The sequence below is a fragment of the Pararhodobacter sp. CCB-MM2 genome (assembly GCF_001691415.1).
In the GTDB taxonomy this organism is placed as follows: Bacteria; Pseudomonadota; Alphaproteobacteria; order Rhodobacterales; family Rhodobacteraceae; genus Pararhodobacter.
Map to the genome: position 1 here is coordinate 74,446 of NZ_LRRR01000008.1, position 17,487 is coordinate 91,932.

Sequence of the window (17,487 nt, forward strand, 5' to 3'; positions counted from 1 at the left end):
CACCAGATTGGACAAATTTATGCACTCCGTCCACCGCAACATGCACCTTCTGGCGCTGGGCAGCAACGCGACGGGGGAATCATCCTCGAACGCAGGGCTACTTGCACAGGCGTATGACGCAATCAAGGCCGGCCTCTCTGGAACGTTGCGTTCGAGCCGTTTGTTTTCAACCCCTGCCTTCCCTAAGGGAAGCGGTCCCGATTTCGTGAACGCCTGCGCCGTGGTGGAAAGCGACCTCTCACCCGAGGCTATGCTGGCCCTGTGCCACAGGATCGAGGCCGAAATGGGCCGCGTCCGCACCCGGCGATGGGGGCAGCGGGTGATCGACATCGACCTGCTGGCGGTCGGCGATCAGATCCTGCCGGACCGGGCGACGGTGACGCATTGGATGGAGCTGCCGCTGGAGGACCAGATGCGTCTGGCGCCTGAGCATTTGCTCCTGCCACATCCCCGCCTGCATCAGCGCGGATTCGTGCTGGTTCCCTTGGCCGACGTGGCCCCCGATTGGGTCCATCCCTTGACCGGACAGAGTGTTCGGGCGATGCTGGAAGCGTTGGATCCGGCAGAAATTGCCGAGATCCGGCCAATTTGACCTTCCCTTGGGGCGGAACGGGGCTTGGCACGCTTGTCAATCCCGCCGAATGCCGTTACATGCCACAGGCTGATCCTCCCCTTTGCCGCAGATGGAGTGCTTCATGGCCCGCGTGACGGTCGAAGATTGCGTTGACAAGGTTCCGAACCGCTTCGAGCTGGTGATCCTCGCTGCCCACCGGGCGCGTGAGATCGGTGCCGGTTCCGGACTCACCGTCGATCGCGACAATGACAAGGACCCGGTCGTCGCCCTGCGCGAGATCGCGGATGAGACCCAAGGTGCCGATCCGCTGCGTGAGCGTCTGATCGAGAGCATGCGGACCCAGAACGAGGTCGACATGCCCGAGGAAGACGACATGGCGTCGCGCATGGGCTCGCAGGCTGATCGTCCGGAACTGGACGACATGACCGAAGAGCAGATGCTGCGTCAGCTGGTCGCTGCCCAGATCGATAACGACTGATTTGTAGACAGGCGGATTTGCGTCGTGATCACGCCCGATGATCTCGTTGCCCTGATCCGCAACTACAACCCGGATTGCGACGAAGCGCTGATCCGCCGTGCGTGGGAGTATGGTGACTCCATGCACGCGGGTCAGATGCGGCATTCCGGCGAGCCGTATTTCACGCATCCCGTCGCGGTCGCCTCGATCCTGACCGAGATGCGTCTCGACGATGCGACCATCGTCACCGCCCTTCTGCACGATACGATCGAAGACACCCGCTCGACCTATGCCGAGGTCGAGCGCCTGTTCACGCATGAAGTGGCGGAGCTGGTCGATGGCGTCACCAAGCTGACCAACCTGCAGCTGACCGCCGGCGAACCGGGGCCCGATGAGGGCAAGCCCGGCAAGCCTTCACCGCAGGCCAAGCAGGCCGAGAACTTCCGCAAGCTGCTGATGGCGATGTCGCGCGATCTGCGCGTGATCCTCGTGAAGCTGGCCGACCGTCTGCACAACATGCGCACGATCCGCTCGATGCGGCCGGAAAAGCAGGCCCAGAAGGCGCGCGAGACGATGGAGATCTTCGCGCCGCTCGCAGGCCGGATGGGGATGCAATGGATGCGCGAGGAGCTGGAGGATCTGTCCTTCCGCGTCCTCGACCCCGACCGCCGCAATGCGATCCTGCGCCGCTTCATCACCCTGCAGCGCGAATCCGGCGACGTGATTGCCCGCATCACTGCCGATATCCGCTTCGAGCTGGAGAAGGCGAACCTTGATGGCACGGTTTATGGCCGGGCGAAGAAGCCCTATTCCGTCTGGCGCAAGATGCAGGAGAAGGAGCTGGAGTTCAGCCGCCTCTCCGACATCTACGGCTTCCGCATCATCGTCGACGAAGTGCACGAATGCTATCAGGCGCTGGGGCTGATCCATCAGCGTTGGCGCGCGGTGCCGGGACGGTTCAAGGATTACATCAGCCAGCCGAAGCAGAACGGCTACCGCTCGATCCACACCACGGTGTCGGGGCGCGACGGCAAGCGCGTCGAGGTGCAGATCCGCACCCGTGAGATGCACGAGGTCGCCGAGGCCGGCGTGGCCGCGCATTGGGCCTACAAGGACGGCGCGCGCTCGGTGAACCCCTTCGCCATCGACCCGGCCAAGTGGATCGAGAACCTGACCGCGCGGCTGGACAAGGACGAGGATCACGCCGAATTCCTCGAGCATGTGAAGCTGGAAATGTACGCCGATCAGGTGTTCTGCTTCACGCCCAAGGGTGACGTGATCCAGCTGCCGAAAGGCGCGACGCCCCTCGATTTCGCCTATGCGATCCACACGCGGATCGGCAATGCCACCGTCTCGGCCAAGGTCGACGGGTTGCGCGTGCCGCTCTGGACCCGGCTGCGCAACGGCCAGCAGGTGGAGATCATCACCGCCGACGGCCAGCGCCCGCAGACCTCGTGGATCGAGCTGGTGCATACCGGCCGCGCCAAGGCGGCGATACGGCGCTCCCTGCGTGAGGAAGACCGCGAGCGGTTCGTCCGGCTGGGCCGTGAGCTGAGCCGCGTCGCTTTCGAGAAGGCGGGCCGCAAGGTCACCGACAAGGCGCTGGATACCGCCGCGCGCTCGATGGCGCTGAAAAGCGGCACCGATCTGCTGGCGCGAATCGGCTCGGCCGAGATCAGCGCGCGCTCGGTCGTGGAGCAGCTGTTCCCCGAGACCGCGACGATGACCACCGCCGAGGTGGACGCCGCACGCCCGGTTGTCGGGCTGGACCCGGATATCCCCTTCCGCCGCGCCAATTGCTGCCAGCCGGTCCCCGGTGAGCGGATCGTCGGCATCACCTATCGCGGCAAGGGCGTCGTCGCGCATGCCATCGATTGCGACGTGTTGGCCACGCTGGATGACCAGTCGGAACGCTGGGTCGATATCCATTGGCACGAGGGGCGCCATGCCGCCGTGCATGCCGTGTCGCTCAACCTGACCATCACCAACAGCGCCGGGGTGCTGGGGCGGGTGTGCAGTCTGGTCGGCGAGCAGAAGGCAAATATCTCGGATTTGCATTTTCTGGATCGCAAGCCCGACTATTTCCGTATTTTCGTCGAGATCGAAGTGTCAGATGTGGAGCACCTGCACCGCATCCTGACGATCCTGTCAGCCGAGAGCGACGTGGCGCAAGTCATCCGGGCCCGAGACCCGAACCGCAAACCCTGAGACCGGACCTCCGGAAGACGGCCACCAGGAACGGAAGCCGCACGTGATCTTCAAGCGCCGAGATCCCAGACCCCTGCTTCGGGCCGTTGGAGAATTCTTCTGGCCCCGTGGCGGCTGGCGTCGGGCGGCCACCTACATCCTGCACCGCATGCGCCGCCTGCCTGATTCGCCCGAGCGGATCTGCATCGGCATCGCGGCCGGGCTCTATGTCTCGTTCCTGCCGCTCTACGGGCTGCATTTCCTCAGCGCGGCACTGGTCGCCTGGGTGTTGCGCGGCAATATCCTCGCGGCGCTTCTGGCGACCTTCTATGGCAACCCGCTGACCTTCCCGTTGATGGCGGCCGGGGGCATGGAGCTGGGCGGCTGGCTTCTGGGCAAGGAAGTCCGCATGTCGGTGGGCGGCGTGATGGAGGCCATCGGCCGTGCCGGGGGCGAGCTGATGCACAACCTCGCCACGGTGGTGACGGGCGATCCCGTGCATTGGGGCCGGCTGATCGGCTTCTACGCCGATGTCTATCTGCCCTACATGGTCGGCGGATTGCTTCTGGGCTTGCCCTTCGCGGTGGCGGCGTATTTTGTGCACCTGCCGCTGGTGCGCGCCTATCAGCGCAGCCGGCAAAAGCGCCTCAAGGCGCGGTTCGAGGCGGCGCGGCTGCGGCAGCGCACGCGAGATGCGGGAGACGAGACATGAGCCAGATCCGCCAGCGCCTGGGGGTGAACATCGACCACGTGGCCACCCTGCGCAACGCGCGTGGCGGGGCCTATCCCGACCCGGTGCGCGCAGCCCTTCTGGCGCAGGAGGCCGGGGCCGACGGCATCACCGCCCATCTGCGCGAAGACCGCCGCCACATCATGGACGCGGATATCGAGGCGCTGATGGCCTCGATCCGCGTTCCCCTGAATTTCGAGATGGCCGCTACGGCCGAGATGCAGGCGATCGCCCTGCGTCACAAGCCCCACGCGGTCTGCATCGTGCCCGAAAAGCGCGAGGAGCGCACGACCGAGGGCGGGCTCGACGTGGCGGGGGACATGAACCGGCTGGCGGATTTCATCGCCCCGCTGACCGAGGCCGGCAGCCGCGTATCGCTGTTCATTGGTCATGATCCCCGGCAGATCGAAGCCGCGGTGCGGGTCGCCGCCCCGGTGATCGAACTGCACACCGGACGATATTGCGACCTCGTGGCCGAGGGCGAGGCCGAAGCCGCGGCACTGGAGTTGGCCGAGCTGCTCAAGGGTGCCCGCATGGGTCATGAGCTGGGGCTCGAGGTCCATGCCGGCCACGGGTTGAGCTACGCCACCGTCGCGCCCTTCGCGGCGACCGAGGAAATCCGTGAGCTGAACATCGGGCATTTCCTGATCTCCGAGGCGGTTTTCCTGGGGTTGGAGCCCGCAATCCGCGAGATGCGCCGCCTGATGGACGCCGCGCGCGGCTGAGGGCGCGGATGGTGGGGTGAAATCCCACCCTACAGGTTTCGCGCCGCTTGCGTAGGGTGGGATTTCATCCCACCGTTGCACCAGCTTTCCCGCCGCAAGGTCCCGCCATGCCCCTGTCCGAGCTGCTGCCTGTCCTGATCGGCTGGGTGATCGCCATCTCCTCGCCCGGTCCTGCCACCCTCGCCATCACCGGTGCGGCGATGGAGGGCGGTCGCGCACGAGGGCTGGCAATGGCTTGGGGCGTCGTCTCGGGATCGGCCGTCTGGGGCCTCGTGGCCGGCATGGGGCTCGGCGCCGCTATGATGAGCCACGCCTGGATCCTTGAAATCCTGCGTTGGGCCGGGGCCGCCTATCTGCTGTTCCTTGCCTGGAAATCGGCCCGCTCGGCTCTCCGCCCCGGCGATGCCGCGGCCCGCGCCGTCCCGGCCGAAACCTCGCGGCGCACCTGGGCCCGCGGGGCGCTGATCCACCTCACCAACCCCAAAGCCGTCTTGTTCTGGGGCGCGATCTTCGCACTCGTGATCCCGCAGGGCGCGCCCGTCTGGGTGCTGTGGGAAGTGGGGCTTGCCTGCCTCGCCACTTCGGTGCTGACCTTCACCGGCATGGCGCTCGCCTTCTCGGCTCGTCCCGTCGCCTCGGCCTATCTGCGGGCGCGGCGCCTGTTCGACGCGGCGTTCGCGGCGCTGTTCGGGCTGGCTGCCATCCGGCTGCTCACCGCCCGCCTGAGCTGATCACGCTTTCGCGGGACGGCTTGTCGCAGCGGCGGGGCTGGCCGAAGATGGCGCCATTCAGCCCCAAGGAGATTGCCATGAAGACCTTTGCCGCCGCCCTGATGTTCTCCGCCTTGCCGCTTGCCGCCACCGCGCAGGTGATCGGCGACTGCCAATGGGCGGCCACCGCGTCCAATATCGTCGAACCCTGGTCCGAAACGACCCGCACCTTCGCCAATGGCGCGATCCGCGTGGCCTGGGTCGATACCGGCGGCGAGCCGGCCTGCTGTTCCTCGCATCTGATGATCCTCTCGCCCTCGGGCGATGGCTCGGACGAGCCGGTCTTCCGGATGTGCCACGAGGCCTCGGCCCGCCCGAACGAAGGCTTCTATTCCGTCGATGTGCCCGGCATCACCGCCAGCTATGACCCGGCCAAGGGCTTGCTTCTGTCCGTCCCGGTGGGGCATTGGCATCAGGGCATCGAGCAGGGTCAGCCGCCGATCTGGGAGAGGATGGAGATCCGCATCAACCAGTCGACAGGCGAGGTCCGGGTCGAATAGGCCACAGAAAGGCACGACGACATGATCCTCGGGGTGGGCACCGACCTCGCCAATATCGAGCGGATCGCGGGCACGCTGGAGCGGTTCGGCGACCGCTTCCGCAATCGTGTCTTTACCGAGCTGGAGCTGGCCAAGGCCGCCCGTCGCAAGGACGAAGCTGGCACATTGGCCAAACGCTGGGCCGCGAAGGAGGCCTGCTCGAAAGCGCTCGGCACGGGCCTTGCCATGGGCATCTCGTGGAAGGACATGGGCGTGGTCAACCGCCGGGGCGGCCAGCCGACCATGATCCTGACCGGCTGGGCCGCCGAGCGGCTGGCCGAGATGACCCCGCCCGGCCACGAGGCCGTCGTTCACGTCTCCTTGACCGACGACCACCCTTGGGCGCAGGCCTTCGTCGTCATCGAAGCCCGCCCAAAGGCCTGATCGGCCCCCATACCCATCTTTACTCCCTAAATATCCCGGGGGGTGAGCCCGCAGGGCGAGGGGGGCAGCGCCCCCCTTTCGGTCGCCCGAGGCCAAGGCCGAGGGCGAAACCCCTCGCTGCCCTGCAGCATCCGTGCCGGAGCTGCGCTTGACAGGGGCGCGGGCGCGGGCCAGAAACCGCCTGCATGCAAACGCAAGGAGCGGACATGGCTGCCAGTGCCGAGAAGAAGGAAGGTCTCTGGGAGACCGTAAAGACCGTCGTCTGGGCGCTGCTGATCGCCGGCATCTTCCGCACCCTGTTCTTCCAGCCGTTCTGGATCCCCTCGGGCTCGATGAAGGAGACGCTGCTGATCGGCGATTTCCTGTTCGTGAACAAATGGGCCTATGGCTATTCGCGCTATTCCTGCCCCTTCGCGCTGTGCCCGATCACCGGCCGGATCTTCGCCTCGGACCCTGAACGCGGCGACATCGTCGTGTTCCGCCACCCCGTTTCGGGCGACGACCTGATCAAGCGCCTCGTTGGCCTGCCCGGCGACCGCATTCAGGTGCGTGACGGCCTTCTGTACATCAACGACGAACCCGTCGGCCGTGAGCCTGCCGGCGATTTCGCCGAGGTCTATGAACGTCAGGGTTCCGCCGGCCAACCGCCGCGCTGCGAGAATGCGCCGGTGGGGCAGGGGGGGCAGTGCCTCAAGGGGCGTGAGATCGAGACCCTTCCGAACGGCGTCAGCTACCCAGTTCTGAACATCGACGACAATTCCTTCGCCGACAACACGCCGGTCTACACAGTCCCCGAAGGTCATTTCTTCTTCATGGGCGACAACCGCGACAACTCGATCGACTCGCGCTTCGCGCAGGCCTCGGGCGGCGTCGGCTTCGTTCCCTTCGAGAACCTGATCGGCCGCGCGGACCGGGTGATGTTCTCCTCGGCCGGAACGTCGATGCTGGCCTTCTGGACCTGGCGTTCGGATCGCTTCTTCCACTCGCTGCATTACGGCGAGTAAAACCGGCCTTTCCCCGACTTCCAGCGCGCCTCCGCTCCCTGCGGCAGGCGCGCTTCTTGACTTGGCTCGCGCTTCGTCCCAGAACCCCTCCCGGATCGCCGCGACAGGCGGCAGACTGGCCTGAGGAGCGCGGGGCGCTGTGGCGACGACGGAATTGCATCGCAGGCATAGCTGGTGGGAGACGGTGAAGACCGTCCTCCTGGCCCTGTTGCTGGCGCTGGGCTTCCGCACCGTGTTCTTTCAGCCGTTTTGGATCCCCTCGGGGTCGATGAAAGAGACGCTGTTGGTCGGCGACTTCCTCTTCGTCAACAAATTCGCCTATGGCTGGTCGCGCTGGTCCTGCCCCTGGGGGCTGTGCCCGATCGACGGCCGCCTCTGGGGCGCCATGCCCGAGCGCGGCGATATCGTTGTCTTCCGCCATCCCGTCACCGGTGAGGATTACATCAAGCGGCTGATCGGGCTGCCCGGCGACCGGATCCGCATGCAGGACGGTCTGCTGTTCATCAACGGCACCTCGGTGCAGCGCCGTCCCGCCGGCGCCTTCCACGAGGTCAACGCGCCGCAAGGCGCCAACCATTCCGAGCCGCGCTGCGCCAACCGGCCCCGGCCGGGCGGGGATTGCCGCAAGGATCGCGAGATCGAGACCCTGCCCAACGGCGTCAGCTACCCGATCCTCAATATCTCGGACCTCGGCTTTGCCGATACCACCGTCGAGTTCATCGTCCCCGAAGACCATCTCTTCGTGATGGGTGACAACCGCGACAACTCGCTCGACTCGCGCTACGCGCAATCGCGCGGCGGGGTCGGCTTCGTTCCCGTCGAGAACCTGATCGGCCGCGCCGACCGGGTGTTGTTCTCGTCTTCCGGCACCTCGCTTCTGGCCTTCTGGACCTGGCGCGAAGGCCGCTATTTCCACGCGCTGCAACAATGACCAACGACAAGTCCCTCTCGGCCGAGATGCGCGCCTTCGCGTCCCGCCTTGGCCATGACTTCACCCGCCCCGAGCTGCTGCAACGGGCGCTGACCCATGCCTCGGCCGGATCGGTGTCGCGCCCGCATAACCAACGGTTGGAGTTCCTTGGCGACCGGGTGCTGGGCCTCGTGATGGCCGAGACGCTGTTTGCCGCCGACCGCAAGGCGACCGAGGGCCAGCTGGCGCCGCGCTTCAACGCGCTGGTGCGCAAGGAGGCCTGCGCCGAGATCGCCCGCAAGATCGACCTCGGCGCGGTGCTGCGGCTTGGGCGGTCCGAGATGCTCTCGGGCGGGCGGCGCAAGGAGGCGCTTCTGGGCGACGCGATGGAGGCGGTGCTGGCCGCGGTCTATCTCGATGCCGGGCTCGAGGCTGCCCGCGCCGTCATCCTGCGCCATTGGGCCGAGGCGATCGAGACGGTCGACGACGACGCCCGCGATCCCAAGACCGCGCTGCAGGAATGGGCGCAGGGCCGGGGCGAGCAGCCCCCGCGCTACGCCGAGATCACCCGCGAGGGCCCGCCCCATGCGCCGATCTTCACCATCGAAGTCCGGCTGGAAGATGGCCGTTCGGCCGTGGCGCGCGCCGGCTCTAAGCGGGCGGCGGAACAGGATGCGGCGAAGGCGCTGCTGGCACAGGTGAAGTCCACGTGACACCCGCTCTCAACCGCCGTGGTGCGGCGCTCATGGTCCTGTCGATGGCCGCTTTCGCGGGCGAGGACGCCTTTTTCAAAGCCGCGACCACCCATGTCCCCCCGGGCACGGTAATGATCGGCTTCGGCGTGATCGGCGCCTGTCTCTTTGCGCTGATGGCCCTGTCGCGCGGCGAACGCCCGATGCCCCGCCTCACGCGCGGCTTGGCGATCCGCTCCGCCATCGAGCTTTGCGGTCGGCTGTTCTATTCCCTCGCGCTGGCCTTCACCGGCTTGGGTCTGACCTCGGCCATCCTGCAGGCGACCCCGCTGGTGGTCGTCGCCGGGGCCGTCGTGGTCTTCGGTGAGACGGTCGGCTGGCGGCGCTGGCTGGCGATCGGGGTTGGCCTGATCGGCGTGATGCTGGTCCTGCGCCCGACCGGCGCCGGGTTCGAGCCCGCGATGATCTTCGCGCTCCTCGGGATGGCGGGCTTCGCTGGTCGCGATCTGGCCACCCGTGCCGCGCCCCTGACGGTGACCAACGCGCAACTCGGCGTGCTGGGCATGAGTGTGCTGGCCCTGGCCGGCGTCGTCGTTCAGGCGGCCAGCCTGTCGCTGCCGGTGATCCCGGATGGCACCGGGGCGCTGAAGATCCTCGGTGCGGCGCTGTTCGGGGTGGTGGCCTATGGCTTGTTGACGCAGGCGATGCGCTCGGGCGAGGTCTCCGTCGTGACGCCCTTCCGCTATACCCGTCTGGTCTTCGCGCTGGTGCTGGCCTGGGTCTGGTTCGGCGAGGTGCCGGACGGCTGGATGCTGGCCGGTTCGGCGCTGATCGTCGGTTCGGGGCTGTTCACGCTGGCCCGGTCGCGCAAGGCCGCATGACGCCCCTCTGGCCTTGCCGCGTTCCATGATATAAGGGCCGGGGCTTCAGCTGGAGATCTCTCAATGACCACGCGCGCGGGCTTCGTTGCCCTGATCGGAGAGCCCAATGCGGGCAAGTCGACCCTCACCAACCGGATGGTTGGGGCGAAGGTATCGATCGTCACTCACAAGGTGCAGACCACGAGGGCCCGCATCCGCGGCATCGCCCTCGAAGGGGATGCCCAGATCGTTTTCGTCGACACGCCGGGCCTGTTCCGCCCGCGCCGCCGTCTGGACCGGGCGATGGTCGCCGCGGCCTGGGGCGGGGCGGCCGACGCCGATATCGTAGTCCTCCTGATCGAGGCCCATCGCGGCCTGACCGACGGCGCGCAGGCGATCATCGACGCGCTGAAGGAACGCAGCCGCGATGGCCAGAAGGTCGCCTTGGCGATCAACAAGATCGACAAGGTGAAGGCCGAGGTGCTGCTCGCCCTGACCGAGCAAATGAACGAGGCCTATCCCTTCGAGCAGACCTTCCTCATCTCGGCCGAGCGCGGCTATGGCGCCGCTGACCTGAAGGCATGGCTGGGGCAGGAGCTGCCCGAGGGGCCGTGGCTTTACCCTGAGGACCAGATTGCCGACCTGCCGATGCGCATGATCGCCGCCGAGATGACGCGCGAGAAATGCACCCTGCGCCTGCATCAGGAGCTGCCCTACGAGCTGACCGTCGAGACCGAGGCTTGGGCCGAGCGTGAAGACGGGTCCGTCCGCATCGATCAGGTGATCTTCGTCGCGCGCGACGGCCACAAGGGCATCGTGCTGGGCCACAAGGGCGAGACGGTAAAGGCCATCGGCCAACAGGCCCGCGCCGAGATCACCGAGTTCCTCGGCCGTAAGGTGCACCTGTTCCTGACCGTCCGCGTGCGGGAGAACTGGCTGAACGAGGCCGAGCGCTACGGCGAGATGGGTCTCGATTTCCGCGACGGCGACGCCTGAGGCATGAGCGCGCGCCTCACGGCCGATTTCTGGGTCCATGCCTATCTGGCGCGGCTGCGGCTGGCGGATATCCCGGCCTATGTGATCGCGCGCGGAGATGCGACGGCGGGGGCGGTTCTGGTCAAGCTGAACCCCCTCGATGGCTCGGCGGTGCTGTACCAGCGCCAGTTCGACCTGATGGCCGATACCCGCCGCTGGGAGGCCGTCGAAGACGCGCCCGAATCGGATGTGGACGCAAGGATCGCGCGGGAACGCGCGCGCGATCCGGACCTCTGGGTGATCGAGATCGAGGACCGGCAACGCCGCTCGCTGCTCGATGAACCCGGATTCGAGGGCTGAGGGCCCGATTTCCGTTAAAATTGTGACGATCTGACCCCGAAGCCGCCGCGGATGTTAACCGGCGCTTCAATTGCTGCCGCGATGCTGTTTGCCGGAGGTATCCGGATGGAAGGCATGATGTCGGCAATGGGGGTGGCGGTTCTGGGGCTTGGCCTGTTGGCCGGGAAACAGCTTCTGCCCGTTGGGGACGGCCCGGTCGCGGCCGTGCTGCCGCCGTGGCGCGATGATGGTGCGGCGCGGATCGCGGCGCTGAATCTGCCAATTCTGGATATCCGATGGGGCGGGCGTCTCGTGGTGGTCGATGCCGGCCCCGGGGGCGCCAGCCAGGTGTGGCATGCGGGGCTTCTGCCCCTTGCGGCCGTGGCTCCGGCAACCTGCCTGACCACGCCTGACAGTGGAGACTTGAACGGATGATCCGGACAGTTGGCGAATTGCGCGCAAGCGTGGCGAAATATTCGGTGATGTTGATGGCGGGCATGGCGGTGACGCTGGCCGTCCTCGGCGTCACACGCGGCACAGGTGGTCTGACGGAGGCCGGTGTGCTTCTGGTCGCCATGGTGCTGGCGGAAATCCAGCGCCGTCGCGCGCCGGCCGGTCTGGGCGTGCAGATGGTCGCCTCCGCCGGGATGGCCGTGGGCGTCGCCGGTATCGTCTGGCTGCTGCGCGGTCACGCCTGGCAGATCGACGGCCACATGCTGTTCTTCGCGACTTTCGCGCTGACCGCCGCCTTCTGTGACTGGCGACCGATCGTCATGTTCGCGGGCGTCACCGCGGTGCATCACCTCGCCCTGAACTACCTGCTAACCGAGGCCGTCTTCCCCGGCGAAGCCTCGCTGGAGCGGGTTCTGATGCATGCCGTCATTCTTGTGCTTCAGGCCGTGCCGATGATCTGGCTCGCCCGTGTGCTGGCCGCGCTGTTCCAGCGTTCGGCCGATGCGCTGGAGGATGCGCAAGCCGCCCATGCCGAGGCCGAGGAAGTCGCGGCACAGCAAAACAATGAACGTGCCGAAAGCGCTGCCGTTGTCGATCTGCTGGGCGACGCCATGACCCGCCTGTCGGACGGCGACCTGAAGACCCGTGTCGAAGAGCCTGTCGCCGATCGCTACACGGTGCTGATCGATCAGTTCAACGCCTTCGTCGCCGGGATGGAATCCTTGGTCGGGCAGATTTCGGACAAGGCCGAAGGGCTATTCTCTTCCTCGGACGCGATGTCCCTGGCTGCCCGCCGCAGCGCCGACAGTGCCGGTGAGCAATCAGGCACGCTGCAGCAATCGCTCGGCACGCTTGAGGGGCTGGTCGCCGGTGTGCGCAAGACCACCGACATGGCCCGCTCGGCCGAGGCAAGCGTGGGCGACAGCCGCCGCGAATCCGAGGAAGGGGGCGCCATTCTCGCTCGCGCCGTCGAAGCCATGCGCCGGATCGAGGACAGCGCCAACCAGATCGGCCGTATCTCCGAAGTGATGGAAGACATCGCCTTCCAGACTAACCTGCTGGCGCTGAACGCGGGCGTTGAGGCTGCGCGGGCCGGGGCGGCCGGCAATGGCTTCGCCGTCGTCGCGACCGAGGTTCGGGCGCTGGCGCAACGGGCCAGCACCTCGGCCAAGGAGATCCGAACCCTCGTGCAGGAGAGCCGTGACAACGTTGCTGAAGGCTCGGATCTGGTGCAGCGCACCAACGGATCGCTGGCCAAACTGATCACCCGCTCGGCCGAGAATGCCGGCACCGTGGCCGAGATCGCCCGCGCCATGGGTACGCAATCGGCCAGCCTCGGGGATCTGTCCGAGAAGCTGCGCCTGCTGGACGGCGCCGCGCGCGAGACGGCCTCGGTTGCCGATCAATCCTCGCAGATGAGCAGCGCCCTGCGCTCGGATGCCGAGGCGATGATCGCCGCGACGGCCAGCTTCCGCACGGGCAATGGCGCTGGTGCCGTTTCGACTGGTGCGATGCCGGAGGACGATTTCGCGATGGACTTCGGTGAGGCGAGGGATTGGGCCGCGCCCGAGATCGACCTCTCCGCGCCGATCCCCGCGCCGCTTGAAGGGCTCGACGACGACTTTGACTTCGCTCCCGCGAAGCCCGCCCCCGCGCCGGCCGCCAAGAAGCTGACCAAGAACGCGGACGCCTTCTCTGCCGCCACCAGCAACGGTGGTTGGGTCGAGGATCCGAACAACGTCGATTGGTCCGATTTCGAGGATATCCCGGACCTTCCGCGCAGCGCGCGCAAGACCGGGTAACGATGGCATGACAATCTGACGAGGGCGCTTCGGCGCCCTCTCTCTATTCCTGCGCGGCCCGTTTGCCGAAACCAGATGCGGCGGGCCGAGCCGATCACCGCCCAGCCCAGTTGTCAGGCGGCGGAAAATGACTATCTCAGGCCCATCCAACGGAGGACCCCGCGATGCTGTTTTCCTCGAAAACCTACGATATGATTCCCCAAGCCGAGGCACTGCCAGGCCGCAATGCCCCGATCCCCACCGCCGAGACGCATTTCCTTTCGGGGCGGCGGCTCGACGGCGATGTGCCGGCCGGCATGGAGGTGGCGATCTTCGGCATGGGCTGTTTCTGGGGTGTCGAGCGCATCTTCTGGCAGCTGGACGGGGTCTGGGTGACGATGGTCGGCTACGGCGCGGGCTACACCCCGAACCCGACCTATCAGGAAGTGTGCACCGGCCGCACCGGCCACAACGAATTGGTGCGCGTGGTCTACGACCCGGCTGTGATCAGCTACGAGGCACTGCTCAAGGTGTTCTGGGAGAACCATGATCCGACCCAGGGCATGCGTCAGGGCAATGACCGGGGCACGCAGTATCGCAGCGGCATCTACCCGACCTCGCCCGAGCAGCGCGAGGCAGCTGCGGCCAGCCTGGCCCTGTATCAAGAGCGTCTGCGTGCCAAGGGCTTCGGCGGGATCACCACGGAAATCGTCGATGCGGCCCCCTTCTTCATGGCCGAGGATTACCACCAGCAATACCTCGCCAAGAATCCCGATGGCTATTGCGGCATCGGCGGTACGGGTGTGACCTGCCCGGTTGGCCTTGCGGTCTGAACCCCTTTCGGGCTAGGGCGGTCGCAACCCATCCGGAGGCCGCCCATGCCCACCTATACCGCTCTGACGACCCTTGCCGATGAAACCCGCGCTCAAGCGCTGGGGGAGGCTCTGGAAGAACTGGATCCCGCGCCGGTCGGCGTCGGTGTGTTCGAGGTCGAGGACGATTCTGGCCTGTGGGAAGTGGGCGCCTATTTCACCGAAGTGCCTGATGAGATCGCCCTCACGCTGATGGCGGCGGCCTTTGGCGCGGCGGAATTCGCCATCTCCGAGCTGCCGGAGATCGACTGGGTTGCCCATGTCCGCCGTGAGCTGAAGCCGGTCGAGGCCGGGCGCTTCTTCGTCTACGGCAGCCATGACGCTGACAAGCTGCCGACGGACCGCATTGGCCTGCTCATCGAGGCGGCGATGGCCTTCGGCACCGGCCACCACGGGACGACGCTCGGCTGCCTGAAAGCGCTGGACCGGATCGCAACGGGCGGCTTCACCGGCAAGAACGTCATCGACGTGGGTTGCGGCACGGCAGTTCTGGCGATGGCGGCGGCGAAGATCTGGCCGGATACAGTGCTGGCCTCGGATATCGACGAGGTCGCCGTTGATGTGGCCGAGGCGAATGTCGTGGCCAACGGCCTCGATGGACGCGTCGAATGCCTTGAGGCCGTGGGCTTCGAACATGAGGTGATCCACGCCCGCGCTCCCTTCGATTTGGTGTTCGCCAATATCCTGAAGGGCCCGTTGATCATGATCGCGCCCGACATGGCCAAGCACACCACGACCGGCAGCCTCGCCATCCTCTCGGGCCTGCTGAACACGCAGGCGGCGGATGTGCTGGCGGCCTATGTCGCCGCGGGCTTCGCCGAGGTCGAGCGTGAGGAAATCGGCGACTGGACCACGCTGGTCCTGCGCCGCGCCTGATTTTCGCCCCACTCGTCAGGCAGGATCGACGCGAAGTCGGTTCAGCCTGCGAGTATGCGATGCAAAGCCCTGATTTTTCGCGCCGAATGGAGCGCGTTCTGTCGTCCCGTGTCGAGGCCGTCAAAGCCCGCGAAGCGCGACCGCGCCGGATCTGGCAGGTGGGCAGCGTGATCGTCGGGACGGTGGTGTGCTTCTTCGTCCTCAAGGCGATGGCGATGGCGCAGAATGGCGGCCCGTTGGTCTCTGAAGTGGCGGACCTGTCGGAAGCCGGCATCGGCACCGCCGTCTACCACTGGTTTGCCGGGGCCGATCCCGTCAGCAGCCTGCTTGCCGCCGCGATCAACCCCGACCTCTCTCCGGCCGCACAACAGTCGGCCGCGCCGCTACCGACGCTCATTCCTGAGACCGGCACCACCACGGCCGCGCCGTAAGGCGGGCAGGGCAGCGCCGGTCCGTCCTGGACCCAACCCGGACAACCCTGCGTTTCGAAAATTCAGCTTACAATAAATGAAAGCGCCGCTCCGGTTTCCCGGGCGGCGCTGCATTGGCATCGATGTCGAAGAGGTCAGCGCAGAGCGTTGACAACGGCTTCGATATCGCCACGGCAAAGGCCGATATCTTCGAGTTCGCGGTCCGAGAGCTTAGCCAGCTCGCGGCGGGTGACACGCTGGTCGTTCCACGCGGCGACGCGGGCGAACAGATCAGTGAACGAGAACCCGAGGCTACGGCCGAACACGCCGTCGGCGACGGGGCGGGCGGAAGTGAAGAATGCCATCGGAGGCTCCTGTCGTTTACAAACTGCCGAAGCTTTGTGCTTCGAGCGGTGAAATAGCTGAGGACAGGGGCATCGAGAAGATAGCGCAACTGCAATGCCGCCATGCAGCATTGACATGGCCTGAGGCAGCACGAAGCCGCCCATCACGACGATCCGAGTGGGAATGCGACGTTTTTATCGCCGTTTGCGAAGGATGCAACAGCTTTGTGAAGTCGCGATGCTCGGTGGGCCCTTAGTGCTGGTCAATGTTCACTTTTCGTGCTAATTCGAATCTGAACGGCCGGGCCAACCGGCGCAGGCCCTTTCGGGCCAGAATCAGGGCAGAATCGGCAATGCGCGTGATGGGAATCGACCCCGGTTTGCGGAACATGGGCTGGGGAATCATCGATGTGCAGGGCACGCGCCTGCGCCACATCGCCAATGGTGTCCTGCATTCGGACGGAAAGGCGGATCTCGCCTCGCGCCTTCTGGATCTTCATCAGCAGCTTGAGGCGGTCGTGCGGGCACAAGTCCCCGATTGCGCCGCGGTGGAGCAGACCTTCGTCAACAAGGACGCCGTCGCCACGCTGAAGCTGGGCCATGCCCGGGCGATCGCGCTGCTGGTGCCCTCGCAGGCCGGTCTGACGGTCGGGGAATATGCGCCGAACGCGGTGAAGAAAGCCGTCGTGGGTGTGGGCAAGGCGGCCAAGGTGCAGGTCGATCACATGGTGAAGATGCAGCTTCCGGGGGTGCAGATCGTGGGGCCCGACGCCGCCGATGCCTTGGCCGTCGCCATTTGCCACGCCTTCCACATGCAAAGCAGCGGGCGCCTGCAGGCCGCGCTGAAAGCCGCCGGGTGAGGGCCGCAGGATGATCGGGAAACTCTCGGGTCGGATCGACTACAAGGCGACGGACCACATCCTGCTGGATGTGCGCGGGGTGGGCTACCTCGTTTATGTGTCCGAGCGGACGCGCATGGCACTGCCTGGTCCGGGCGGCATGGCCGCGCTCTATACCGAGCTTCTCGTGCGCGAGGATTTGCTACAGCTGTTCGGCTTCCAGACGCTGATGGAGAAGGAATGGCACCGGCTCCTGACCTCGGTGCAGGGGGTGGGTGCCAAGGCGGCGATGGCCATTCTGGGCACATTGGGGCCGGAGGGCGTCTCGCGCGCGCTGGCGATCGGCGATTCCGCGGCAATCCGCAAGGCGCCGGGCGTCGGCCCGAAACTGGCAGAGCGCGTGGTGCTGGAGCTGAAGAACAAGGCGCCCGCCGTCATGGCAATGGGCGGGACGGCGCCGGATCTTGATGGTGACACCGAGGTGATCGAGCCGGTCGAGGCACCCGCCGCCGCGCCGGTCGAGACCCCGGCAAAGCCCAAGGCCTCCGCCCGCCGGCAGGCGCAACAGGCTCAGGCCGACGCTCTGTCGGCGCTGACGAACCTGGGCTACGGCCCCTCGGACGCCGCGCAGGCCGTTGCTACCGCCGCCGAGACGGAAAACGAAACCTCCGGCCTTATTCGCGCCGCCCTTAAATTGCTGGCACCCAAGTGACCTGCGTTTCACTTTGTCCCAAATACTCCGGGGTGCGGGGCAGAGCCCCGCTTC

General features: G+C 66.4%; 22 protein-coding genes. 21 read left to right on the forward strand and 1 reads right to left on the reverse strand.

Annotation, left to right across the window (positions count from 1 at the left end):
• Positions 1-40 precede the first annotated feature (40 nt).
• The 19 genes from folK (at position 41) to BCY78_RS10765 (ending at position 15,559) form a co-directional block, all read left to right on the forward strand.
• Positions 41-592 carry a 2-amino-4-hydroxy-6-hydroxymethyldihydropteridine diphosphokinase gene (gene folK, locus BCY78_RS10675; RefSeq protein WP_233499384.1) on the forward strand — a complete coding sequence of 184 codons (552 nt, stop codon included), beginning with the start codon at positions 41-43 and terminating at the stop codon, positions 590-592.
• A 103-nt stretch (positions 593-695) separates the two neighbouring features.
• Positions 696-1,052 (forward strand): DNA-directed RNA polymerase subunit omega, encoded by a 357-nt coding sequence (gene rpoZ / locus BCY78_RS10680; RefSeq protein ID WP_068301234.1) that lies wholly within the window; start codon positions 696-698, stop codon positions 1,050-1,052.
• 24 nt (positions 1,053-1,076) lie between these two features.
• Positions 1,077-3,239, forward strand: a complete 2,163-nt coding sequence (locus tag BCY78_RS10685; protein WP_068301237.1) for a bifunctional (p)ppGpp synthetase/guanosine-3',5'-bis(diphosphate) 3'-pyrophosphohydrolase — start codon at positions 1,077-1,079, stop codon at positions 3,237-3,239.
• A gap of 43 nt (positions 3,240-3,282) precedes the next feature.
• Positions 3,283-3,930: a DUF2062 domain-containing protein gene (locus BCY78_RS10690; protein WP_068301239.1), complete on the forward strand. Its 648-nt coding sequence runs from the start codon at positions 3,283-3,285 to the stop codon at positions 3,928-3,930.
• Positions 3,927-4,673, forward strand: a complete 747-nt coding sequence (locus tag BCY78_RS10695) for a pyridoxine 5'-phosphate synthase (protein ID WP_068301241.1) — start codon at positions 3,927-3,929, stop codon at positions 4,671-4,673. The genes BCY78_RS10690 and BCY78_RS10695 overlap by 4 nt, the downstream gene beginning before the upstream one ends.
• Positions 4,674-4,780: 107 nt before the next feature.
• Positions 4,781-5,404 (forward strand): LysE family translocator, encoded by a 624-nt coding sequence (locus BCY78_RS10700; protein ID WP_068301244.1) that lies wholly within the window; start codon positions 4,781-4,783, stop codon positions 5,402-5,404.
• A gap of 77 nt (positions 5,405-5,481) precedes the next feature.
• A complete protein-coding gene (locus BCY78_RS10705; protein WP_068301251.1) occupies positions 5,482-5,943 on the forward strand; it encodes a hypothetical protein in 462 nt (153 codons plus the stop codon).
• Between the two features lie 21 nt (positions 5,944-5,964).
• The gene (acpS, locus tag BCY78_RS10710) at positions 5,965-6,366 is read left to right on the forward strand and encodes a holo-ACP synthase (RefSeq protein ID WP_068301253.1); all 402 of its coding nucleotides are present in this window, start codon (positions 5,965-5,967) and stop codon (positions 6,364-6,366) included.
• Positions 6,367-6,572: 206 nt separating this feature from the next.
• Positions 6,573-7,370 (forward strand): signal peptidase I, encoded by a 798-nt coding sequence (lepB, locus tag BCY78_RS10715; RefSeq protein ID WP_068301256.1) that lies wholly within the window; start codon positions 6,573-6,575, stop codon positions 7,368-7,370.
• A gap of 184 nt (positions 7,371-7,554) precedes the next feature.
• Positions 7,555-8,301: a signal peptidase I gene (gene lepB / locus BCY78_RS10720; protein WP_233499385.1), complete on the forward strand. Its 747-nt coding sequence runs from the start codon at positions 7,555-7,557 to the stop codon at positions 8,299-8,301.
• Positions 8,298-8,993 carry a ribonuclease III gene (gene rnc, locus BCY78_RS10725; RefSeq protein ID WP_068301259.1) on the forward strand — a complete coding sequence of 232 codons (696 nt, stop codon included), beginning with the start codon at positions 8,298-8,300 and terminating at the stop codon, positions 8,991-8,993. Before lepB (BCY78_RS10720) ends, rnc begins: the two co-directional genes overlap by 4 nt.
• Positions 8,990-9,853 carry a DMT family transporter gene (locus BCY78_RS10730; protein WP_255402858.1) on the forward strand — a complete coding sequence of 288 codons (864 nt, stop codon included), beginning with the start codon at positions 8,990-8,992 and terminating at the stop codon, positions 9,851-9,853. Before rnc ends, BCY78_RS10730 begins: the two co-directional genes overlap by 4 nt.
• A 63-nt stretch (positions 9,854-9,916) precedes the next feature.
• Positions 9,917-10,828, forward strand: coding sequence for a GTPase Era (gene era / locus BCY78_RS10735; protein WP_068301268.1), 912 nt, complete (start codon positions 9,917-9,919; stop codon positions 10,826-10,828).
• Positions 10,829-10,831: 3 nt separating this feature from the next.
• Positions 10,832-11,167, forward strand: a complete 336-nt coding sequence (locus BCY78_RS10740) for a DUF1491 family protein (protein ID WP_068301270.1) — start codon at positions 10,832-10,834, stop codon at positions 11,165-11,167.
• A 105-nt stretch (positions 11,168-11,272) separates the two neighbouring features.
• Entirely contained in the window at positions 11,273-11,581 is a 309-nt protein-coding gene (locus BCY78_RS10745; protein ID WP_068301272.1) for a hypothetical protein, read from the forward strand.
• Positions 11,578-13,401, forward strand: coding sequence for a methyl-accepting chemotaxis protein (locus BCY78_RS10750; protein ID WP_068301276.1), 1,824 nt, complete (start codon positions 11,578-11,580; stop codon positions 13,399-13,401). Before BCY78_RS10745 ends, BCY78_RS10750 begins: the two co-directional genes overlap by 4 nt.
• A 164-nt stretch (positions 13,402-13,565) precedes the next feature.
• Positions 13,566-14,213, forward strand: coding sequence for a peptide-methionine (S)-S-oxide reductase MsrA (msrA, locus tag BCY78_RS10755; protein ID WP_068301279.1), 648 nt, complete (start codon positions 13,566-13,568; stop codon positions 14,211-14,213).
• A 45-nt stretch (positions 14,214-14,258) separates the two neighbouring features.
• Complete coding sequence (locus BCY78_RS10760) at positions 14,259-15,128, forward strand: 50S ribosomal protein L11 methyltransferase (protein ID WP_068301282.1); 870 nt, start codon at positions 14,259-14,261, stop codon at positions 15,126-15,128.
• A gap of 59 nt (positions 15,129-15,187) precedes the next feature.
• On the forward strand, positions 15,188-15,559 hold the full coding sequence (locus BCY78_RS10765) for a hypothetical protein (protein WP_139103141.1): 372 nt from the start codon (positions 15,188-15,190) through the stop codon (positions 15,557-15,559).
• A 134-nt stretch (positions 15,560-15,693) separates the two neighbouring features.
• On the opposite strand, the gene BCY78_RS10770 is transcribed toward BCY78_RS10765, so the two are convergent.
• On the reverse strand, positions 15,694-15,903 hold the full coding sequence (locus tag BCY78_RS10770; protein ID WP_068301287.1) for a DUF1127 domain-containing protein: 210 nt from the start codon (positions 15,901-15,903) through the stop codon (positions 15,694-15,696).
• A 332-nt stretch (positions 15,904-16,235) separates the two neighbouring features.
• On the opposite strand from BCY78_RS10770, the gene ruvC reads away from it, so the two are divergent.
• On the forward strand, positions 16,236-16,742 hold the full coding sequence (ruvC, locus tag BCY78_RS10775) for a crossover junction endodeoxyribonuclease RuvC (protein WP_068301290.1): 507 nt from the start codon (positions 16,236-16,238) through the stop codon (positions 16,740-16,742).
• Positions 16,743-16,752: 10 nt separating this feature from the next.
• Positions 16,753-17,433 carry a Holliday junction branch migration protein RuvA gene (gene ruvA / locus BCY78_RS10780; RefSeq protein WP_068301294.1) on the forward strand — a complete coding sequence of 227 codons (681 nt, stop codon included), beginning with the start codon at positions 16,753-16,755 and terminating at the stop codon, positions 17,431-17,433.
• The last annotated feature ends 54 nt before the right edge of the window (positions 17,434-17,487 follow it).

Bases quoted from the DNA above. Each gene is read 5' to 3' on its own strand.
- folK (WP_233499384.1), top strand. From the start codon at position 41: ATGCACCTTCTGGCGCTGGGCAGCAACGCGACGGGGGAATCATCCTCG.
- rpoZ (WP_068301234.1), top strand. From the start codon at position 696: ATGGCCCGCGTGACGGTCGAAGATTGCGTTGACAAGGTTCCGAACCGC.
- BCY78_RS10695 (WP_068301241.1), top strand. From the start codon at position 3,927: ATGAGCCAGATCCGCCAGCGCCTGGGGGTGAACATCGACCACGTGGCC.
- BCY78_RS10700 (WP_068301244.1), top strand. From the start codon at position 4,781: ATGCCCCTGTCCGAGCTGCTGCCTGTCCTGATCGGCTGGGTGATCGCC.
- BCY78_RS10705 (WP_068301251.1), top strand. From the start codon at position 5,482: ATGAAGACCTTTGCCGCCGCCCTGATGTTCTCCGCCTTGCCGCTTGCC.
- acpS (WP_068301253.1), top strand. From the start codon at position 5,965: ATGATCCTCGGGGTGGGCACCGACCTCGCCAATATCGAGCGGATCGCG.
- lepB (WP_068301256.1), top strand. From the start codon at position 6,573: ATGGCTGCCAGTGCCGAGAAGAAGGAAGGTCTCTGGGAGACCGTAAAG.
- rnc (WP_068301259.1), top strand. From the start codon at position 8,298: ATGACCAACGACAAGTCCCTCTCGGCCGAGATGCGCGCCTTCGCGTCC.
- era (WP_068301268.1), top strand. From the start codon at position 9,917: ATGACCACGCGCGCGGGCTTCGTTGCCCTGATCGGAGAGCCCAATGCG.
- BCY78_RS10740 (WP_068301270.1), top strand. From the start codon at position 10,832: ATGAGCGCGCGCCTCACGGCCGATTTCTGGGTCCATGCCTATCTGGCG.
- BCY78_RS10745 (WP_068301272.1), top strand. From the start codon at position 11,273: ATGGAAGGCATGATGTCGGCAATGGGGGTGGCGGTTCTGGGGCTTGGC.
- BCY78_RS10750 (WP_068301276.1), top strand. From the start codon at position 11,578: ATGATCCGGACAGTTGGCGAATTGCGCGCAAGCGTGGCGAAATATTCG.
- msrA (WP_068301279.1), top strand. From the start codon at position 13,566: ATGCTGTTTTCCTCGAAAACCTACGATATGATTCCCCAAGCCGAGGCA.
- BCY78_RS10760 (WP_068301282.1), top strand. From the start codon at position 14,259: ATGCCCACCTATACCGCTCTGACGACCCTTGCCGATGAAACCCGCGCT.
- BCY78_RS10765 (WP_139103141.1), top strand. From the start codon at position 15,188: ATGCAAAGCCCTGATTTTTCGCGCCGAATGGAGCGCGTTCTGTCGTCC.
- BCY78_RS10770 (WP_068301287.1), bottom strand. From the start codon at position 15,903: ATGGCATTCTTCACTTCCGCCCGCCCCGTCGCCGACGGCGTGTTCGGC.
- ruvC (WP_068301290.1), top strand. From the start codon at position 16,236: ATGCGCGTGATGGGAATCGACCCCGGTTTGCGGAACATGGGCTGGGGA.
- ruvA (WP_068301294.1), top strand. From the start codon at position 16,753: ATGATCGGGAAACTCTCGGGTCGGATCGACTACAAGGCGACGGACCAC.